Source organism: Capnocytophaga stomatis (assembly GCF_002302635.1).
GTDB classification, from domain to species: domain Bacteria; phylum Bacteroidota; class Bacteroidia; order Flavobacteriales; family Flavobacteriaceae; genus Capnocytophaga; species Capnocytophaga stomatis.
Genome location: NZ_CP022387.1, coordinates 2,061,630 through 2,080,266, shown reverse-complemented (window position 1 = coordinate 2,080,266; position 18,637 = coordinate 2,061,630). Strand labels below are relative to the sequence as shown.

At 37.8% G+C, this 18,637-nt stretch carries 19 protein-coding genes; 13 read left to right on the top strand and 6 right to left on the bottom strand.

Annotation, left to right across the window (positions count from 1 at the left end):
* Positions 1-169: 169 nt before the first annotated feature.
* The 5 genes from aat to CGC58_RS09215 all read right to left on the bottom strand — a co-directional run bounded on the left by aat (position 170) and on the right by CGC58_RS09215 (position 4,073).
* Positions 170-814: a leucyl/phenylalanyl-tRNA--protein transferase gene (aat, locus tag CGC58_RS09235; RefSeq protein ID WP_095896449.1), complete on the bottom strand. Its 645-nt coding sequence runs from the start codon at positions 812-814 to the stop codon at positions 170-172.
* A 3-nt stretch (positions 815-817) separates the two neighbouring features.
* Positions 818-1,291: a DUF3127 domain-containing protein gene (locus CGC58_RS09230; RefSeq protein ID WP_095896448.1), complete on the bottom strand. Its 474-nt coding sequence runs from the start codon at positions 1,289-1,291 to the stop codon at positions 818-820.
* Between the two features lie 128 nt (positions 1,292-1,419).
* The gene (rimO, locus tag CGC58_RS09225) at positions 1,420-2,727 is read right to left on the bottom strand and encodes a 30S ribosomal protein S12 methylthiotransferase RimO (protein ID WP_095896447.1); all 1,308 of its coding nucleotides are present in this window, start codon (positions 2,725-2,727) and stop codon (positions 1,420-1,422) included.
* Between the two features lie 90 nt (positions 2,728-2,817).
* A complete protein-coding gene (locus tag CGC58_RS09220) occupies positions 2,818-3,672 on the bottom strand; it encodes an aminotransferase class IV (protein WP_095896446.1) in 855 nt (284 codons plus the stop codon).
* Positions 3,673-3,689: 17 nt separating this feature from the next.
* The gene (locus tag CGC58_RS09215; RefSeq protein ID WP_095897186.1) at positions 3,690-4,073 is read right to left on the bottom strand and encodes an START-like domain-containing protein; all 384 of its coding nucleotides are present in this window, start codon (positions 4,071-4,073) and stop codon (positions 3,690-3,692) included.
* Positions 4,074-4,417: 344 nt separating this feature from the next.
* Here CGC58_RS09215 and CGC58_RS09210 point away from each other — a divergent pair, with 344 nt between their 5' ends.
* From CGC58_RS09210 to sufB, 9 genes are all read left to right on the top strand, one after another.
* Positions 4,418-7,219 carry a 2-oxoglutarate dehydrogenase E1 component gene (locus CGC58_RS09210; protein ID WP_095896445.1) on the top strand — a complete coding sequence of 934 codons (2,802 nt, stop codon included), beginning with the start codon at positions 4,418-4,420 and terminating at the stop codon, positions 7,217-7,219.
* A 294-nt stretch (positions 7,220-7,513) separates the two neighbouring features.
* Positions 7,514-8,047 carry a hypothetical protein gene (locus CGC58_RS09205; protein ID WP_095896444.1) on the top strand — a complete coding sequence of 178 codons (534 nt, stop codon included), beginning with the start codon at positions 7,514-7,516 and terminating at the stop codon, positions 8,045-8,047.
* Between the two features lie 90 nt (positions 8,048-8,137).
* Entirely contained in the window at positions 8,138-8,449 is a 312-nt protein-coding gene (locus tag CGC58_RS09200; protein ID WP_095896443.1) for a hypothetical protein, read from the top strand.
* Positions 8,450-8,901: 452 nt separating this feature from the next.
* Positions 8,902-9,231, top strand: coding sequence for a hypothetical protein (locus tag CGC58_RS09195; protein WP_095896442.1), 330 nt, complete (start codon positions 8,902-8,904; stop codon positions 9,229-9,231).
* A gap of 51 nt (positions 9,232-9,282) precedes the next feature.
* Positions 9,283-10,497: a 2-oxoglutarate dehydrogenase complex dihydrolipoyllysine-residue succinyltransferase gene (odhB, locus tag CGC58_RS09190; protein ID WP_095896441.1), complete on the top strand. Its 1,215-nt coding sequence runs from the start codon at positions 9,283-9,285 to the stop codon at positions 10,495-10,497.
* 219 nt (positions 10,498-10,716) lie between these two features.
* Positions 10,717-11,268 (top strand): TlpA family protein disulfide reductase, encoded by a 552-nt coding sequence (locus CGC58_RS09185; RefSeq protein ID WP_095896440.1) that lies wholly within the window; start codon positions 10,717-10,719, stop codon positions 11,266-11,268.
* Positions 11,269-11,448: 180 nt separating this feature from the next.
* Entirely contained in the window at positions 11,449-11,778 is a 330-nt protein-coding gene (locus tag CGC58_RS09180; RefSeq protein ID WP_095896439.1) for a HesB/IscA family protein, read from the top strand.
* A 79-nt stretch (positions 11,779-11,857) separates the two neighbouring features.
* Positions 11,858-12,247, top strand: coding sequence for a four helix bundle protein (locus tag CGC58_RS09175; protein ID WP_095896438.1), 390 nt, complete (start codon positions 11,858-11,860; stop codon positions 12,245-12,247).
* An 80-nt stretch (positions 12,248-12,327) separates the two neighbouring features.
* The gene (gene sufB / locus CGC58_RS09170) at positions 12,328-13,785 is read left to right on the top strand and encodes a Fe-S cluster assembly protein SufB (RefSeq protein ID WP_095896437.1); all 1,458 of its coding nucleotides are present in this window, start codon (positions 12,328-12,330) and stop codon (positions 13,783-13,785) included.
* A 415-nt stretch (positions 13,786-14,200) separates the two neighbouring features.
* Here the strand turns inward: sufB and CGC58_RS09165 are convergent, their stop codons facing one another.
* On the bottom strand, positions 14,201-14,497 hold the full coding sequence (locus CGC58_RS09165) for a hypothetical protein (protein ID WP_157909243.1): 297 nt from the start codon (positions 14,495-14,497) through the stop codon (positions 14,201-14,203).
* 53 nt (positions 14,498-14,550) lie between these two features.
* Between CGC58_RS09165 and CGC58_RS09160 the strand changes: the two genes are divergently transcribed.
* From CGC58_RS09160 to CGC58_RS09145, 4 genes are all read left to right on the top strand, one after another.
* Complete coding sequence (locus tag CGC58_RS09160; RefSeq protein ID WP_095896435.1) at positions 14,551-15,135, top strand: DJ-1/PfpI family protein; 585 nt, start codon at positions 14,551-14,553, stop codon at positions 15,133-15,135.
* A gap of 190 nt (positions 15,136-15,325) precedes the next feature.
* Positions 15,326-16,720 (top strand): carboxylesterase family protein, encoded by a 1,395-nt coding sequence (locus tag CGC58_RS09155; protein WP_095897185.1) that lies wholly within the window; start codon positions 15,326-15,328, stop codon positions 16,718-16,720.
* A gap of 103 nt (positions 16,721-16,823) precedes the next feature.
* A complete protein-coding gene (gene sufC / locus CGC58_RS09150) occupies positions 16,824-17,561 on the top strand; it encodes a Fe-S cluster assembly ATPase SufC (RefSeq protein WP_095896434.1) in 738 nt (245 codons plus the stop codon).
* Positions 17,562-17,689: 128 nt separating this feature from the next.
* Complete coding sequence (locus CGC58_RS09145) at positions 17,690-18,490, top strand: hypothetical protein (RefSeq protein ID WP_095896433.1); 801 nt, start codon at positions 17,690-17,692, stop codon at positions 18,488-18,490.
* Positions 18,491-18,637 lie beyond the last annotated feature (147 nt).

Genomic DNA, 18,637 nt, shown 5'->3' with positions numbered 1-18,637 from the left:
ATTGAATAAATTAAGAAATAGAATAACTCCTTATAAAACACCAATTTTCCAAAAAACGAAATTAAAATTCTATAAATAATCCAGAGAGAAACATCACATAAAGTTATTTCGATGACAGAAAAATTACTTGAAGAAATTGGAATTTTCTGTCAAAAAATCGAAGAGAGAGTCAGAGAGAAACTATATTCTTTTTAAGAATTTCCAAAAAAATAGTTCGTGGGATTTCCTCCGCACCAAGTTTTTCCAAATATTCACTATAAACTTGGCAGTCCACTAATTTTATTTCGGGATAATGCTGCAAAAAAGTAATAAAACCGTACTGTGAAGCATTATTTTTCTTGCTAAACATACTCTCTCCGCAGAAAATATTCCCCATTTTGATTCCATAAAGCCCGCCAACAAGCTCGTTTTCTTCCCAAACTTCTACCGAAAAAGCATATCCCATTCGGTGTAATTCGCAATAAGCCGAAATAATTTCAGGGTGAATCCACGTACCTTCTTGGTCTTTACGCTCAATAGAAGCACAATTCAGAATCACCTCTTCAAAACACTCATTATAAGTTACTTGATAAATATTTTTCCGAAGTAATTTACCTATATTTTTAGAAATATGTAATTTTTCAGAAAAAAGCACAAATCTGGGATTGGGCGACCACCACAAAACAGGCTCTTCCTCATTGTACCAAGGAAAAATCCCTTTTCGATAAGCCTCAAGCAAACGTTTTGACGTTAAGTCATAACCATAAGCAACAATTCCTTCTTCCGAAGCAGTTTCGGGAGAAGGAAAAGGTATATTTTCTTCTAAAAAAATCAACTTTTAGAAAGGTAAATCGTCAAAATCTTCCGTATTCGTATGTGTAGTTTCAAAACCTCCTTGTGGTGGCATTGGCGGTGGAGTTACCTGATTTGGAAAAGACGGATTTCCTCCGTAAGTCTGTTGTTGATACGGTTGCTGGTATTGCTGATTCGGATAAGGTTGTTGGTATTGTTGCTGTTGGTAGGCTTGTTGTGCCATTTCCATATTTTCAATACGCCAGCCTTGCAATGAATTGAAATACTTAGCTTCTCCTTGAGGGTTAATCCACTCTCTACCACGTACATTGAAACTTATTTTCACCAACTGACCTACACGAAAAGCATCCAACAAAGCACACTTTTCTTGCGTAAATTCAAAGATAACGTGCTGAGGATATTGCTCTTCTGTGGTAATCACCACTTCACGCTTTTGAAAACCATTCGTCCCGAAGGTTTGAGTATTGGATATTAATTTTATACGTCCTTGTAGTTCCATTTTTCTCGTTTTTAATCTGAATTTTACAAAAATACAATTTTATTGTTTAATTATTCCAAACAGAAGGAAAAAACTTTCTCTTTTGTATGTAATTCACTTAAAATCAACAATTAATTTAGATACAAATTTTAGTTATTGATTGGTTCGGCATACAAATCATAATCTGCTGCATCTGTGATTTTTACCATCAAAAATTCTCCTGTTTTAACATAATGCTTTTTAGCATCGATAAGTACTTCATTATCAACATCTGGAGAATCATATTCGGTACGACCTATGAAGTAATTTCCTTCTTTTCGGTCAATTAAACAACGGAATGTTTTTCCAACTTTTTCCTGATTTAACTCCCAGGAAATTTGGGACTGAATTTCCATAATTTCGTTGGCTCGTTGCAATTTCACCTCTTCCGGAACATCATCAACCAAATTATAAGCGTGCGTGTTTTCCTCGTGGCTGTACGTAAAGCAACCTAATCGGTCGAAACGCATTTCCTTCACAAATTCTTTCAACGTATTGAAATCCTGCTCTGTTTCACCGGGATAGCCTACAATCAAAGTAGTACGAATTGCCATTTCAGGTAGTTTTTCCCGAAAATCTTTCAATAATTTGGTTGTCTTTTCCTTGCTTGTACCACGTCGCATACTCTTCAAAATGGAATCTGAAATGTGTTGCAACGGAATATCCAAATAATTACAAATTTTAGGTTCTTCTTTCATTACCTCAATCACGTCCATCGGGAAGCCTGTCGGAAAAGCGTAATGCAATCGAATCCATTCAATGCCTTCCACCTTTACCAAAGCTCGCAACAAATCTGCTAATTTTCGTTCTTTGTAAAGGTCTAATCCGTAATATGTTAGGTCTTGTGCTATCAGAATCAATTCCTTAACTCCTTTGGCAGCAAGTTTTTCGGCTTCAGTGACCAAATCTTCAATAGGCGTGCTTCGGTGACTTCCACGCATCAGCGGAATAGCACAAAAGCTACACGGACGGTCGCAACCTTCGGCAATTTTTAGGTAAGCGTAATTTTTTGGCGTTGTGGTAAGTCGCTCACCTATAAGCTCGTGTTTGTAATCTGCTCCAAGAACTTTCAACAATGCTGGAAGTTCGGTTGTTCCGAAATATTGGTCAACATCAGGAATTTCCTTTTCCAAATCAGGCTTATAACGTTCGCTCAAACAGCCCATTACGTACACTTTATCAACAAGCCCTTCTTCCTTTCGTTGTACATAATCCAAAATGGTATTTATGCTTTCTTCTTTGGCGTTATTGATAAAACCGCACGTATTGATAACCACAATGTTACCTTCTTTTTCGTGAACAACTTGCTTTCCTCCTGCCTTTAATTGTCCCATCAAAACCTCGCTATCATATACGTTTTTGGAGCATCCCAAAGTCACGACATTGATAACATTTTTCTTTATTGATTTGGTTCTCATTTCTTAAAAACTGATTTTTCAGGGGGCAAAGATATTTATTTTTAAAATTGTTCTCTTATTTTCTAAATTTAGAACGAATATAAATTATCTTTAAATCTTTCCAAAACGAGCAACCGTATTGAGTTTTCCGACCAAATTTCTGGCAACTGTGTTTGTATATTCTTTTTTACGATATTTCGTAATTGGTTGAATACCAATAATACTATTTGTTATAAATAACTCATCTGCCTTTTGAAGTTCAAAAGGCGATATTGAAGTTTCAATCACCTCAAAATCAGAAGTTTTTTTGAGTATATTTAGTAATATCTTGCGTGTAATTCCATTTAAGCAACCATCGGTAAGCAAAGGAGTTTTTAGCGTATTCCCTTCTACTACAAACAGATTTCCGTTCAAAGCCCCGACAACGTTTTTATTGGAATTCAGAAGGATGCAATTCTGATAATCATTCTCTTTGGCAAAAACACTCCCTACAACATTTATCAAACGATTGGTGTGCTTCACATTTGCCAGCAAATCGGGTTGCACGTAAAAATCTTTGAAAAGCTCCACTTCGTAAGGATTCTCATTTATTTCAAAAAAGTAAGAATCAAGCTTTTGCGTTTCAATAAGATAATCCACCTCATTGGTTTGAGGCGTGTACAGACCTCCCATTTTTCGTGAAATTGTTATCCGCACCCGAACGGAAGAGTTTTCCAAATCATTGGTTTTTATAGTTTTAACAATTTCTTCTTCTAAAAATTCTAACGTAAATGACATCGGAATTTCCATACGAAGAATACGCATTGCCGCCATCAAACGAAGATAGTGTTCTTCCCAGAAAAGAAGTTTTTGGTTGGTATATTTTAAAGTATCGAAAACGGCATCACCGTACTTAAATGCCCTACTTTCAATAGGTAAAAAAGCTTCATCAGAGGCTAAAATTGCCCCATTATAATTTATTTTCATTTACTTTTATCTTAGTTTTAAACTGAACCTAACACGTGTTTTAGTTCTGCTACTTGATTCTCCCACAGCATTTTAGATTCTTCCAAATCTTCAGGAGTTGCAAAATCGATAATTACTAATGATACATCATCGGTAATTTCATCAACGACGATTTTCATTTCAAAGTAAGTATCATTTCCGCTATTCAACCACCTGAATTTTATTGATTCATCTAATTTCTTTCGGAGTAATTTTGCTTTTTCTTCAGCATCACTCCAAATAAAAGTATAAATTTCTCCCCTTGTATTCACATTATCAGCGTACCACTCCGACAAACCCGATGGAGATGATATATATTGATATAACATTTGAGGAGATGCGTGAATCGCAAATTCCAACTCGTACTTTACTTTGTTTTGCATTATTCCGTTAGGTAAAATTTGAAAGGTGGCAAGGTATGATTTAAAAATCAAATAACCAAATTTTTTTGTGTTTTGGCAAGTCGGGAAATTCAATACAAAACCTTAAAAATGGTTTTTCTTCTGAAAGTAACAGAAATTAAAAACGAAAGAAAAAGCAAGTAAATGAAATTTATTTCCATATCAAAAAAGAAATTAATCTTATAATTACCAATAGTTTATCAAACCACACACATTCAATTTTGCCAAATTCGTGCAAATATCCTTTCAAAAAAAATTCAAAAAAATAGAAAATACAAAACTTAATTATATCTTTGTATTCACTTATCACGAATAACGTTTTTACTATGGACAAATATTCTTTTTTGAACGCTGCCAGTACGGCATTTTTTGGGGATTTATACGAAAAATATCTCGAAAACCCTGATTCGGTTGAAGCAAGTTGGAGAGCCTTTTTTCAGGGCTTCGATTTTGCACAAGAAAATTACGGCACGTCATATGACGACACGGTTCAGGTAATGGCTCAAAAGGTTGATTCGGGCGGAAATGTGGCTTCTGAACAACTGCAAAAAGAATTCAAAGTACTGAACTTGATTAACAGCTATCGCACTTATGGTCATCTGTTTACCAGAATCAATCCGATTCGCGAACGTGAAGCATACTTGCCGAATTTAAACATCGAAAATTACGGACTTTCCAACTCCGATTTGGAAACTGTGTTTGATTCTGCCAAAGAAATCGGGTTGCAGCCCACTTCTCTGCGAAACATTATCAACACACTGAAAAGCATTTACTGCAATTCCGTAGGCATTGAATACACGTACATTCGAGAGGCGGAAGTTCGGCAATGGATTGAGAACAGACTGCACAAAAATGCCAACAAACCGCAATTCTCAAAAGAAGAAAAAATCCAAATTCTGAAAAAACTGAACGAAGCCACTTCATTCGAGAATTTTCTGCACACAAAATACGTAGGGCAAAAGCGTTTTTCGCTCGAAGGAAACGATGCTCTGGTAGCAGGTTTGGATTTTGTAGTGGAAAAAGCCGCTGAAAAGGGCGTAGAACACTTGGTTTTGGGAATGGCTCACCGAGGTCGGCTGAACGTTTTGGCAAATATCTTCAACAAAAATCCGCAAGATATTTTCTCTGAGTTTGACGGAAAAGACTATGAAATGGAAGACAATTTTGATGGCGATGTTAAGTATCACTTAGGAATTGCTTCCGAGAGAGTTACCCAATCAGGCAAGAAAATAAGCCTGAATTTGGCTCCCAATCCTTCACATCTGGAAACCGTTGGGGCTGTCATCGAAGGGATTACCCGTGCTAAGCAAGACAAATACTATCCTAACGACATCAAAAAGGCTTTACCGATTGCCATTCACGGTGATGCGGCAGTTTCAGGGCAAGGTGTCGTATATGAAATCACACAAATGTGCCAGCTCAACGGATTTAAGACAGGCGGGACTCTTCATATTGTGGTTAATAACCAAGTTGGGTTTACCACTAACTATACCGATTCACGCTCGTCCATATATTGCACTGACATTGCCAAAGTAAACTCTTCGCCTGTGCTACACGTCAATTCAGATGACGCAGAGGCGGTAGTACACGCCTTCCTTCTGGCATTGGATTTCCGTCAAGAGTTTGGAAGAGACATATTTATCGACCTGTTGGGCTATCGTAAGTACGGACATAACGAAGGAGACGAACCTCGTTTTACACAACCCGTACTTTATAAGGCTATCGGCAAACACGATAACCCAAGAAATATTTATGCTCAGAAATTAATCGCAGAAGGCATCGTTCAGCAGGAATTTGTTACCCAACTTGAAAATGATTACAAGGCATTACTGGACAAAGATTTGGAAACTTCGCGAAAAGAAGAACTAACCATCATCAAACCTTTTATGCAAGAGGTCTGGAAAGGCTTTGAAATCGCATCACGTGCCAAAATGCTTGAAAAAGTGGACACTTCTTTCAACAAAAAAGACTTAACTGAAATCGCTAAAATCATCACCGAGCTACCTTCCGACAAAAAATTCATCAGCAAAATCAAAAAAATCATCGCCGACCGCAAAGAAGGTTTCTTTGATAAGGATAGTATCGACTGGGGTAGCGCTGAACACTTGGCGTTTGCTACCCTTCTTTCCGAAGGTTTTGACGTTCGGCTAACGGGGCAGGACGTTCAGCGAGGAACGTTCTCACATCGGCACGCTGTGGTAAAAACCGAAGATACGGAAGAGGAAATAACGCCGCTTGCCGCCCTAAAACAGCACGAAAAGTTCTCAAAAGGAAACTTTTATGTCTATAATTCCTTGCTTTCAGAGTATGCTGTGTTAGGTTACGAGTATGGTTACGCAATGGCAAGCCCCAATACGCTAACCATTTGGGAAGCTCAGTTCGGAGATTTCTCAAACGGGGCTCAAATTATGCTTGATCAGTACGTTTCTTGCGGGGAAGACAAATGGAAAACCCAAGATGGCGTAGTAATTTTGCTTCCTCACGGATATGAAGGGCAAGGTTCGGAACACTCTTCGGCACGTATCGAACGATATTTGCAATTATGCTCGGACAAAAATATGTATGTAGCAAATTGTACCACTCCGGCGAACTTCTTCCATTTATTAAGAAGACAGATGAAGACAAACTTCCGCAAGCCGCTCGTAGTTTTCACACCGAAGAGCTTACTTCGCCACCCGCAAGTGGCATCTACCGTTGATGATTTGGCAAATGGGCATTTCCAAGAAGTTATTGACGACCCAAATGCCGATGCTTCAAAAGTGAAAACGCTGGTTTTCTGTTCAGGACGCTTCTATTACGACCTTTATGCCGAACGTGAGAAATTAGGACGCGATGATGTCGCCTTTGTTCGCATTGAGCAGTTATTCCCGCTTCCTGTTGAGCAAATCAAAGCCGTTGTAAGCAAATACAAAAACGCAGATGACTTTGTTTGGGCACAAGAAGAGCCTAAAAATATGGGAGCTTACGGATATATGTTGATGTTCTTCGACTTTGTCAGCTGGCGTTTGGCATCGAATACGGTGTATTCGGCTCCTGCTTCGGGAAGTTACACACGCGACCGCAAACGTCACGCAGAGGCTATCGCAATGGTCTTTGACCGCAACACCGATGCGAAAAAGAATATATAATATATGGTGTACTTTGCCAAAGCTTTCGTAGCTTTGGCAAAGTTTTCGTCATACAAATAACTTAAAATGAAATAATATACGTAATTTTGCTGTTGTATTACCTTAATAAAGGTATTTGTTACCCTAAACGAAGTATCTGCCACCCTGAGCGAAGCACCTGTCACCCTGAGCGAAGTCGAAGGGAAGAAACAAAAAAGGTCTCAACTCCGTTCAGCCTGACAAATAGCCCATTAAAAGAATAGACATTCAGCAGAATAATATTAAAATAAACAAAAATTTTTATATTACACCATTATGAAAAAACTCTTTACCGTGATAATCGCTTTGTTTACCGTAGCTATATCAGCTCAAATCAAGGATATTGATGCGAATGCCATTCCAAAGCAAATGAGAATCAGATGTGGCAATACAAACACCACACCTCCGTTAATGGTAATAAATGATATAGCAATTAAAGACAAAAAAGTAGGAAACCTTATCCTACACACCATTGACTCTGAAAAAATTGTAGGCATTCATATATTAAAAGGAGAAGAAGCTATCGAAGCATATGGAGAAGATGCCAAAGAGGGCGTAATAAAATTCCATTTAAAGAAAAATAAGAAGAATGTAGCCAAACCTTCTTCTACAAAAGAAAAAATCAATTCTTCAAATGAAGTAATATATTTCGCCGATAACGAAACTGATAAGGCAAAAGAGTTTTTAAAATTGATGGAACAGAACTCTGATAAAATTAGCAAGTTAAGATTTCTGAAAGGAGAAAAAGCCATTAAGAAATATGGCGAAGAAGCCAAGAATGGAGTGATATTAGTAAACCTAATACAATAAAAGAATTAACAACCAATGGCTTTTAAAAAGATTGTTTATTTTTAATAGCCGGAAAAACAGGACAGAAAAAACAAATATATAGCAATAAAAATGTATGCAATCCTTTTTGATATCGAACCTTCCGTAGCAGAGCAGAATTGTGGCGTGCCATACAACCAAGTAAGCGACAAAATAACGGAATTACTGCAAGGCTATGACTTTGTTCAGGAACAAGAAGGCGTATATTTTTCAAAGACAGCCTCAAAACAGGAAACTATCAACGCAATAGAAGCACTTTCTCAAAAAGATTGGTTTTTATTGTCCGTTAAAAAGGTACAAACATTCAAAATAGAAAATTGGAACGACTTCACTCCGCAAATTGATAAAAAAATGCAGGAAGTAGTTTTCCAAATATCAAGATAACAAAAAACACGTTCTTTTTATTATTTTTTATCTCAGGGATTGATTGCTTCACGTCAGGCATCGGTTACTACACATCAGAAATTGATTGCTTCTGACAAGGAATAGCTTGCTACACATCAGAAATTGATTGCTTCTGACAAGGAATAGCTTGCTACACATCAGAAATTGATTGCTTCTGACAAGAAACAGCTTGCTTCATATCAGAAACTAACTACTTATGATAGAAAATTGATTACTTTATATCAGAAAATGCTTACCAAAGATAGTTTTTTAGATGACAAAGTATAAAAATTCTATCCCATAGGTAAGAAAAAAAATTCTGATAGAAAGTAAAAAACACCAAAGATGAAGATATCACACCCCGAGTTACGAAATCAGTATAGGAAAATAGGAATACATAATTGTATTCTTTCGATAATTAAAAATTAAATAGGAACTAAAAAAGAAACAAAATGGCAAAATCAAGCAGACCTAAGGTAAGTTATGCCGAACTTGTAGCAAAAGCTCAGGTAATGGTAGCGGGATTAAAAAATAATCCCCAAGAAGTACAGAAAAGAGGAATTGATTCCGAATTTACTACGCTACTTGAAAAGCAATGTGAGGAAGCAATTGCCCTTAATAACGAACAAGAACGCCTCAAAGCGGAACTCAAAGCCAAAACAGAGGAATTTGTTCAGAAACTCAGTGCAATTCACGAGCAAATGAGGGAAGCTAATGCGGTAGTAAAGTTAGCAATACCGCAAGCAAAGTGGAGAGAGTTCGGCATTGAGACTTCAAGATAAATAATAACGAATTATAATAAATAAAAACTCATACTTAAAACTAATAATGCTATGTTAGAAATGAAAGTTCCCTCACCAGGGGAGTCGATAACGGAAGTGGAAATCGCTCGTTGGTTGGTAAAAACAGGAGATTACGTAGAAAAAGACCAAGCCATCGCCGAAGTAGATTCAGATAAGGCAACACTTGAACTTCCTGCCGAAGCCAGTGGCGTAATTACCTTACAAGCTGAGGAAGGAGACGCTGTAAAAGTAGGACAAGTGGTATGTTTAATCGATACATCAGCAAGCAAACCGACAGGCGTAGCAACATCAAAAACAGAAGAGATTAAAAAAGAAGAAGTTAAGAAAGAAGAACCGAAACCTACTTCGGTTGAGAAGACAACTTACGCTACCAACACACCAAGTCCGTCAGCTCGTAAAATTTTGGAAGAAAGAGAAATTCCTGTATCGATAGTAAAAGGCACAGGCAGAGATGGACGTATCACCAAATACGATGCTTTAAAGGCTTCAAAGCCATCAATGGGAACACCAACGGGCGGAAGTCGCAGCGAAACGCGTACAAAAATGTCAATGTTGCGCCGTAAGGTCGCAGAACGGTTAGTATCTGCCAAAAATGAAACAGCGATGCTCACAACTTTTAACGAAGTAGATATGACTGCGATTTATGAGCTTCGTAATCAGTACAAAGATGCCTTTAAGGAGAAACATAATGTAAATTTAGGGTTTATGTCATTCTTTACATTGGCAGTAGTTAGGGCTTTAAAGATGTATCCTGACGTAAATTCAATGATTGATGGGCAAGAAAAGGTAACGTATAACTTTTGTGATATATCGATAGCCGTTTCAGGCCCAAAAGGATTGATGGTTCCGGTGATTCGCAACGCTGAAAATTTATCATTTCGCGGTGTGGAAGCAGAAGTGAAGCGTTTGGCGTTACGTGCTCGCGATGGTCAGATTACCGTTGACGAAATGACGGGAGGAACTTTCACTATCACAAATGGAGGTGTCTTCGGTTCGATGCTCTCTACGCCTATTATCAATCCACCACAGTCAGGTATTTTAGGAATGCACAATGTTGTAGAACGAGCTGTGGTTAAAAACGGACAGATAGTCGTAGCTCCGGTGATGTACGTTGCACTTTCGTATGACCATCGCATCATTGACGGACGCGAATCCGTAGGTTTCTTAGTAGCTGTAAAAGAAGCGCTTGAAAATCCCGTAGAAATCTTAATGAACGGAAATGCAAAAGCAGCTTTAGAGCTATAATCCGAACGCTTATAACACAATATATAAAAAAGGAGCAAAGAAAACAAAGATGATTCACATCTTGATTCTTTGCTCCCTTCTATTTCAAAACCTTTTTGTTTTAATCATTATAAAGAGTTGTTTTTCAAACATTTTGTAAAGCTATATTATTTACATACTTTTGCGGAATTAAAATAAGCTTGCATTTGAATCTTCAAAATATTTTATAATTACGTAACAATGAAACTAAAAACTATTTTAAATCTGGTACTTATCCTATTTGTAATTTCCTTTTTTGTAACTCCTTTGGGATATGAAAGTAAAATAATCTTGCAAAGAATATTTGCCAGCTCTGCGGAAATTCCTCCTGAAAATGAACAATATAAAATTGACTTTGATTGGAAATTAAAAGACAGAGATAACAAAGAATTTAACTTTTCACAATCAGAAGGAAAAAAACCTTCTTTTGTTTATTTTTGGTCGTCTTGGAGAGTTACCAGCGTTGCCGACCTATCAGGAATACAAAAACTTTATAATGATTACAAAGAAAAAGTTGATTTTTACATCATTACCAATGAGTTACCTGCTCCCGTTGAAGAATTGATGGCTAAAAGAGGATACGATTTTAAAGTAACTTATTTAATCATAGGAGAAAAAATGCCTTTTGACTCAGAAAAAATACCTTCGGGATATATCATTGATAAACAAGGACTTGTTAGAGCAAAAAGCGACAGAATTGCTAAGTGGAATAGTGATGAAATTCGCAATTTGTTGGATTCCATTTCAAAATAACTTCTATATTACTTTTTAATCCTTTACGGAAAACAATAATAAGAAAAACTTATACCAAAATACATATAATTTGATTATGTACATATTGGTATTTGAATTATATGTACTATTTTTGTCGCCAAAAACTGACATATATCATATATTTACTTTTTTCAAAAAGTAATCAAAACATAAAACACAATGATTCAAGTATCTGAACAAGCAAAAAAGAAACTGATTTCCTTAATGGAAGAAGAAGGTTTTGACCCTGCTACCGATTTTGTTCGAGTGGGCGTGAAAAGTGGCGGATGTAGCGGACTTTCATACGAACTCAAATTCGATAAAACCACCGATGATAACGATAAAATATTTGAAGACAACGCAATACGAATCGCTGTGAATAAAAAAAGTTTTCTCTATTTAGTAGGAACTATTTTGGAATATTCAGGCGGACTAAACGGCAAAGGTTTTGTATTCAACAATCCGAACGCTAACCGAACTTGCGGTTGCGGAGAGAGTTTTTCGTTGTAAGTATTCAAGGTTCAAAGTTTGAGGTTCAAAGTTTGGAGTTTTGTCCGAAACTTTACGCATCCAATCCTAAAAACGCAATATGGCTACAATAAAAAAATTTGAAGACTTAGAGATTTGGCAATTAGCAAGAATACTTAGCAATGATATTTATCAAATTATTGAAAATTCGGCACTTAAAAATAATTTTCGTTTAAGTAATCAAATTGATGGTGCCTCAGGGTCAATAATGGATAATATAGCAGAAGGCTTTGAACGTAATGGCAACAAGGAATTTGTACAATTTTTATCAATAGCGAAGGCTTCTTGTGGAGAAACAAGGTCGCAATTGTATCGAATTTTAGATAGAGGATTCATTTCCGAAGAAGAATTTATCAGATTAAAAAATCAAACAGAGATTTTAAGTAAAAAAACAAATACATTTATCAATTATTTAATTAACAGCAATTTAAAAGGGATAAAATATAAATAATTTTAAGGTTACATATTCAGAGTTCCACTCTTTAAACCTTGAACTTTGAACCTCAGACCTTAAACTTAAAAACTAAAACTATGGCAAAATACACAGAAGACGATTTACGCGACGAACTGCAAACCAAAGAATATGCGTACGGTTTTTATACCGACATCGAAGCCGAAACATTCCCAAAGGGACTCAATGAGGAAATTGTAATTGCGATTTCCAAAAAGAAAAACGAGCCTGAGTGGATGACCAATTGGCGTCTCGAGGCTTTCCGCATTTGGAAAGAAATGGAAGAACCCGAGTGGGCAAATGTAAATTACGAAAAACCTGATTTCCAAGACATTTCGTATTATTCCGCACCCAAACAAAAACCGCAATACGAAAGTTTAGATGAAGTAGACCCGAAACTTTTAGAAACTTTTAACAAGTTAGGAATTTCCATCGAAGAGCAGAAACGTCTCACGGGCGTTGCTCCTGTTGCGATGGACATCGTGATGGATTCCGTTTCGGTGGCGACAACTTTCAAAAAGACGTTGGCTGAAAAGGGAATTATTTTCTGTTCCATTTCCGAAGCCATTCAAGAACACCCCGAATTGGTGCAAAAATACATCGGCTCGGTAGTACCACGAACCGACAATTTTTATGCTGCCCTGAACTCGGCGGTATTTTCCGATGGGTCGTTCTGTTATATACCAAAGGGCGTTCGTTGTCCGATGGAACTTTCAACGTATTTCCGTATCAATCAGGCAGGTACGGGACAGTTTGAGCGTACGCTCGTAATTGCCGATGAAGGTAGTTATGTGTCGTATCTTGAAGGATGTACCGCTCCGCAACGTGACGAAAACCAATTGCACGCTGCCGTAGTGGAACTCATTGCTTTGGACAATGCCGAGATAAAATACTCAACCGTACAGAACTGGTTTCCAGGCGATAAAGATGGTAAAGGAGGCGTTTTCAATTTTGTAACCAAACGCGGATTATGTGAAAAGAACGCCAAAATATCTTGGACACAGGTCGAGACAGGTTCCGCAGTAACGTGGAAATATCCTTCGTGTGTGCTGAAAGGTGATAATTCGATTGGGGAATTTTACTCCATCGCCGTAACGAATCACTTCCAACAGGCAGATACAGGAACAAAAATGATTCATTTAGGAAAAAACACCCGTTCAACCATTATTTCCAAAGGGATTTCTGCGGGACAATCGCAGAATTCTTACCGAGGCTTGGTGAAAGTAAGTCCGAATGCGGAGAATGCACGAAACTTTTCGCAGTGTGATTCGCTTTTGATGGGTAACGAGTGTGGGGCTCATACCTTTCCATATATCGAAGCAAAAAACAAGACTGCCCAAATAGAACACGAAGCAACGACTTCCAAAATTGGGGAAGACCAAATTTTCTACTGCAATCAACGGGGTATCGACACGGAAAAAGCCATCGCCCTGATTGTAAACGGTTTCAGCAAGGAGGTTTTAAACAAACTCCCGATGGAATTTGCCGTAGAAGCTCAGAAATTATTGGAAATCTCTTTGGAAGGAAGCGTCGGCTAATCCGTAGCACGGACAGGCAAGAATTTTTCTTTAAAAGAAAGATAAAAAAGCCAAGTATCAAGCTATTTTTCAAAGAAAACAACCATAACAAGGCGTTAATACAGTAGGGGTGTATTGCAATACACCCTTACATCATTTAATATAATTCGGCACGAAATATATTTCATCCGTATATCACGTGTTCCACGTAGGGGCGAAATATTTTTCGCCCGTACATTGTGATTTACAACACGAAACAAACAGTATCCGTGTAGGAACGAAATATATTTCGTCTGTATATCGCGTGTTCCACGTAGTAACGAATTACATACGACCAAACATTGAAGCATTTTTACGTAAAAAAAACAATATTTGTACAAGGAAAAAACATTTTCCATCTAAATATTATATTTTTCTATAAAGGATAACGCATTTCCTATGTGGGACGAACAATGTCCAAGATAGAACGAACAATGTCCAAGATAGGACGAACAATGTCCAAGATAGGACGAACAATGTCCAAGATGGAACGAACAATGTCCAAGATGGGATGAACAATGTCCAAGATGGGACGAGTAATGTCCAAGATGGGACGAGTAATGTCCAAGATGGGACGAGTAATATCCTTGTAGGGGCAAAATATTTTTCGCCCGTACATCGTGATTTGCAACACGGAACAAACAGCATCCGTGTAGGGACGAAATACATTTCGTCCGTATATTATGTGTCCCACGTAGGGGCGAATTGCAATTCGCTTTCATTACTGAAATATCTAAATGTGGTCATATGAGGAATATAAACCTACTACTGTTTGATGATTTTGAAACGTTGGACTTGTTTGGTCCTGTGGAGATTTTGGGTAAAGTGGAAACATTCAATCTAAAATATTTTTCCATCAATGGGGGAATTATAACAAGCAAACAGGGAACACAAATTATCACACAGAAAATAACGGAAGCCAAGCCAACAGACATTTTAGTAATCCCAGGCGGACAAGGAACAAGAAGGTTGGTTGATGATTCCATTTTTATAGAAACTCTTTTTTCATTTGCGGAAAAGGCTGCGTTTTGTCTAAGTATTTGCACAGGTAGCGTATTGCTTGCAAAAACAGGATTGCTCAATAATCGTGAAGCAACCTCCAATAAAAAGGCTTTTGATTGGGCGATGCAAATGGCTCCTGAGGTTTGCTGGAAGCGAAAAGCCCGATGGGTGGTGGATGGAAAGTTTTATACTTCGTCAGGTGTTTCCGCAGGGATTGATATGACATTGGATTTTGTAGCGAATCAATTCAGCAAGGAAAAAGCACAACAAATCGCCACGCATATTGAATATGTATGGAATTCTGACAAAGAAAGTGATATGTTTGCTTAATCAATAAAAGAGGGATAGCGTATTTTTATGTAGGGGCGAAATATATTTCGTCTACATTGTCAGTTCCCACGTAGGGGCGAATCGCAATTCGCCCGTACAATGTGATTTGCAACACAGGACAAACAACAACACAAATAAAATCTATATAAAAACAAATCATAAAAATATTATTCGTGTAAACAAATTGATTATGAACCGTATATTTTCATTATTAGCACTTACAACGTTGCTTTTTACATCCTGTACCAAAAAGGAGCATTCTGACGCCCCAAACGGTAAAGAAGTTCCTCAGTCAGAGCAAGAAACCCCAAAAGAGAATACATCTGAGGAAAGTGTTAAACCATTTTTTGCAGACCATTTGGCAGGTAAAACGGGACTTTTCCAAGAAGGTAAAAAGTTGTCAATTGCTGAAATACCCAATGCCCAACAAGAAATATGGAAAGCGTGGAAAGAAGCAAATGAAAAGTTTTCCGAACAGAAGTTAGGAGCATTAAATCCGTTAAATTCGAGAACTTCCTCCAAATGGAACATTCCTGAGAACTTGGAGAAAAATGCCGTGATGCCTTATTACTATGGTTACAAAGGAAGTAAACCACAAGAGGGATACCCGCTTTTTCTTTACTTGCACGGTTCGTCAGATAAACATCAGGAGTGGGCAGCTGGAATAGCCTTAGGGGAAGCCTTTAATGACGCTCCATCAGCTTACTTTATTCCGCAGATACCCAACACGGGGGCGTTGTATCGTTGGTGGCAAAAGGGGAAACAATTCGCTTGGGAAAAATTACTTCGCTTGGCTTTTCTCTCAGGAGATATTGATGCTAATAAAGTATATTTCTTCGGGATTTCAGAAGGAGGCTATGGCAGTCAGCGTTTGGCATCGTTCTATGCAGATTACTTGGCAGGGGTAGGACCAATGGCAGGGGGTGAGCCACTTATCAATGCTCCTGTTGAAAATTGCAGAAATATTGCTTTTTCTCTCCGAACAGGCGAGCAAGATTATATGTTTCATCGCGATTTACTTACCCGATACACCCAAGAAGCCTTTGAAAAACATCAACAAGCAGACCCTGAGGGGTTTGTTCATCACATCGAACTCATACCTCGTATGGGACACGATATAAATTACTTTCCTACCACTCCTTGGCTGAAACAGTACAAGCGAAATCCACACCCGAAAAAGGTAGTTTGGGAAGATTTTCCGATGGATGGCATCTATCGAAAAGGATTTTATAACATTGCAGTACAAGAACGTACTTCCGACCGTACACGTTACACGATGGAAATTACAGATAATACCATAAACGTCCAAGTTGATGCGGTTACCTATCAAGGTGTAGAAAAAAGTCCGCGTTGGAATTTCTTTACCAAATATGAAAAAACACACGTTCCTGCATCAAAAGGCAAATTTACACTATATTTGAACGCTCAATTAGTAGATTTAGGCAAAGAAATAACAGTTATCGTCAACGGAAAACAAGTTTTCAAAGGGATTGCACAACCCGATACGAAACATCTGATAAACAGTTGTTCAATTTTCTTTGACCCCGAAAGGCTTTTCCCTTCTGCTGTGGAAATTGCTTTTTAAGGTATGAAAATTCAGCCAAAAGCTCTAATATTGCACCAAACTAAAATATTTAAAATATCAGTATAACAACAAATTAAGTAACAAATTAAAAAATATATATAAAATGTTAGAAATAAAAAACCTACACGCCTCAGTTGAGGATAAAGAAATTTTAAAAGGAATCAATCTTACGGTAAAAGCAGGTGAGGTTCACGCCATTATGGGACCTAACGGAGCAGGAAAGTCCACGCTTTCGGCAGTGGTTTCGGGCAATGAAGCCTTTGAGGTAACCGAAGGAGACATTATTTTGGAAGGAGAAAGCATCTTGGAAGACGCTCCCGAAGAAAGAGCCCACAAAGGAATTTTTATGTCCTTTCAATATCCTGTGGAAATCCCTGGTATTTCCGTTACAAACTTCATCAAAACAGCGGTAAACGAGGCACGCAAAGCTCGCGGAGAGGAAGAAATGCCCGCCGCAGAGCTCCTTAAAAAAATCCGCGAGAAGGCCGAACTTTTGGACATCAACAAAGACTTTTTGTCCCGTTCGCTCAACGAAGGATTCTCGGGAGGAGAGAAAAAACGTAACGAAATCTTCCAAATGGCAATGCTTGAACCCAAAGTAGCCATCTTGGACGAGACCGATTCAGGGCTTGACATTGACGCACTACGCATCGTGGCAAACGGGGTAAACAAACTGAAAGGCAAAGATAATGCGGTGATTGTCATTACTCACTACCAACGTTTGTTGGATTACATCGTTCCTGATTTTGTTCACGTGCTTCACGATGGAAAAATCGTGAAATCAGGTGGAAAAGAACTCGCCTTAGAGTTGGAAGAAAAAGGATACGACTGGCTGAAATAAAAACAAACAAAATAACAAAAGGTTTAAAGTGTATGCTTTAAACCTTTTGCTTTATGTGAGCTTTTCTTCAGTTGTGAGGGTTGTTTTCCTCAGTAGAAAATCATTAAAAACAACGTATCGATATTAATATGAAACATTCGCAAATTTTAGATAAGTTAGCAGCAAAATATTTAGTGGAAACGATGGATGACGATTTAGCTCGGCTTGTTTGGTGGGCAATGACCGGTTCTTCTAACAAAACGCCACAAGAGCAATTGAAAACTATACTTCCCGAGTTTTTATTACGCTGGGATTGTACCTTGAAACCTTCCGCAGAAAAAGGCAAAAAGCACTATCGAAATAAAGCCCTTGTTGCTATGGCTACACTGCTTCACAAATATGGTTTTAGCAAGCCAAGCATTACCTCTCAGGCAATTGATGCCATTGATGCACTCAACAAAGGCGTTGTTTTGAGCGATGACTTCGAGAGGAAATCGCCACAAATTAAGGAGCTTTTACAAAGTCCGCCCGTACCATTGAAGCGACACCCCGCATTGCCTGAATCAATTACCTTTTATCGTCCGAAAGATATCATAGCAATAGAACTGGAAAACATCTTCTATATTGCTTACATTCATACGGATACAGGCATCAATCAAAGCCCGGTTGTGGAGTTTTACGAACAGACCTTTGATAAAGTTCCAACGCTTGAAGAGCTGAAAAACACACGAGCTATTGGCGAAAGATATAGTGATGGAACAACAAAAATCAGTATGTTTAGTATCAGCGGACTAAAATATTTACCCGACCCCGCAGGACAAGTCACACTAATTGCAAGTGCCATCGACACACCTCCCGATAACAGTCATCTGAAAAGCCCAATAGGACTTTACACAATGAGCACTATCTTTCAAATACAACCTATAATCAAAAGAATGTTTTCAAAATAAGATTACAAGCAGAATATTTTATCAATTTCATAGATTTACAAGTATAAATTTTCAAGAAACATAGCAAGAAAAAATCATCTTCACAATATCTTATAAATGAATGGTTTATATCTATCACAAAAAAGCTCCAATGAGATTTTTCATTAG

Coding starts and splice junctions, on each gene's coding strand:
- CGC58_RS09230 (WP_095896448.1), bottom strand. CDS start 1,291: ATGGAACTACAAGGACGTATAAAATTAATATCCAATACTCAAACCTTC.
- rimO (WP_095896447.1), bottom strand. CDS start 2,727: ATGAGAACCAAATCAATAAAGAAAAATGTTATCAATGTCGTGACTTTG.
- CGC58_RS09220 (WP_095896446.1), bottom strand. CDS start 3,672: ATGAAAATAAATTATAATGGGGCAATTTTAGCCTCTGATGAAGCTTTT.
- CGC58_RS09215 (WP_095897186.1), bottom strand. CDS start 4,073: ATGCAAAACAAAGTAAAGTACGAGTTGGAATTTGCGATTCACGCATCT.
- CGC58_RS09210 (WP_095896445.1), top strand. CDS start 4,418: ATGGACAAATATTCTTTTTTGAACGCTGCCAGTACGGCATTTTTTGGG.
- CGC58_RS09205 (WP_095896444.1), top strand. CDS start 7,514: ATGAAAAAACTCTTTACCGTGATAATCGCTTTGTTTACCGTAGCTATA.
- CGC58_RS09200 (WP_095896443.1), top strand. CDS start 8,138: ATGTATGCAATCCTTTTTGATATCGAACCTTCCGTAGCAGAGCAGAAT.
- CGC58_RS09195 (WP_095896442.1), top strand. CDS start 8,902: ATGGCAAAATCAAGCAGACCTAAGGTAAGTTATGCCGAACTTGTAGCA.
- odhB (WP_095896441.1), top strand. CDS start 9,283: ATGTTAGAAATGAAAGTTCCCTCACCAGGGGAGTCGATAACGGAAGTG.
- CGC58_RS09185 (WP_095896440.1), top strand. CDS start 10,717: ATGAAACTAAAAACTATTTTAAATCTGGTACTTATCCTATTTGTAATT.
- CGC58_RS09180 (WP_095896439.1), top strand. CDS start 11,449: ATGATTCAAGTATCTGAACAAGCAAAAAAGAAACTGATTTCCTTAATG.
- CGC58_RS09175 (WP_095896438.1), top strand. CDS start 11,858: ATGGCTACAATAAAAAAATTTGAAGACTTAGAGATTTGGCAATTAGCA.
- sufB (WP_095896437.1), top strand. CDS start 12,328: ATGGCAAAATACACAGAAGACGATTTACGCGACGAACTGCAAACCAAA.
- CGC58_RS09160 (WP_095896435.1), top strand. CDS start 14,551: ATGAGGAATATAAACCTACTACTGTTTGATGATTTTGAAACGTTGGAC.
- CGC58_RS09155 (WP_095897185.1), top strand. CDS start 15,326: ATGAACCGTATATTTTCATTATTAGCACTTACAACGTTGCTTTTTACA.
- sufC (WP_095896434.1), top strand. CDS start 16,824: ATGTTAGAAATAAAAAACCTACACGCCTCAGTTGAGGATAAAGAAATT.
- CGC58_RS09145 (WP_095896433.1), top strand. CDS start 17,690: ATGAAACATTCGCAAATTTTAGATAAGTTAGCAGCAAAATATTTAGTG.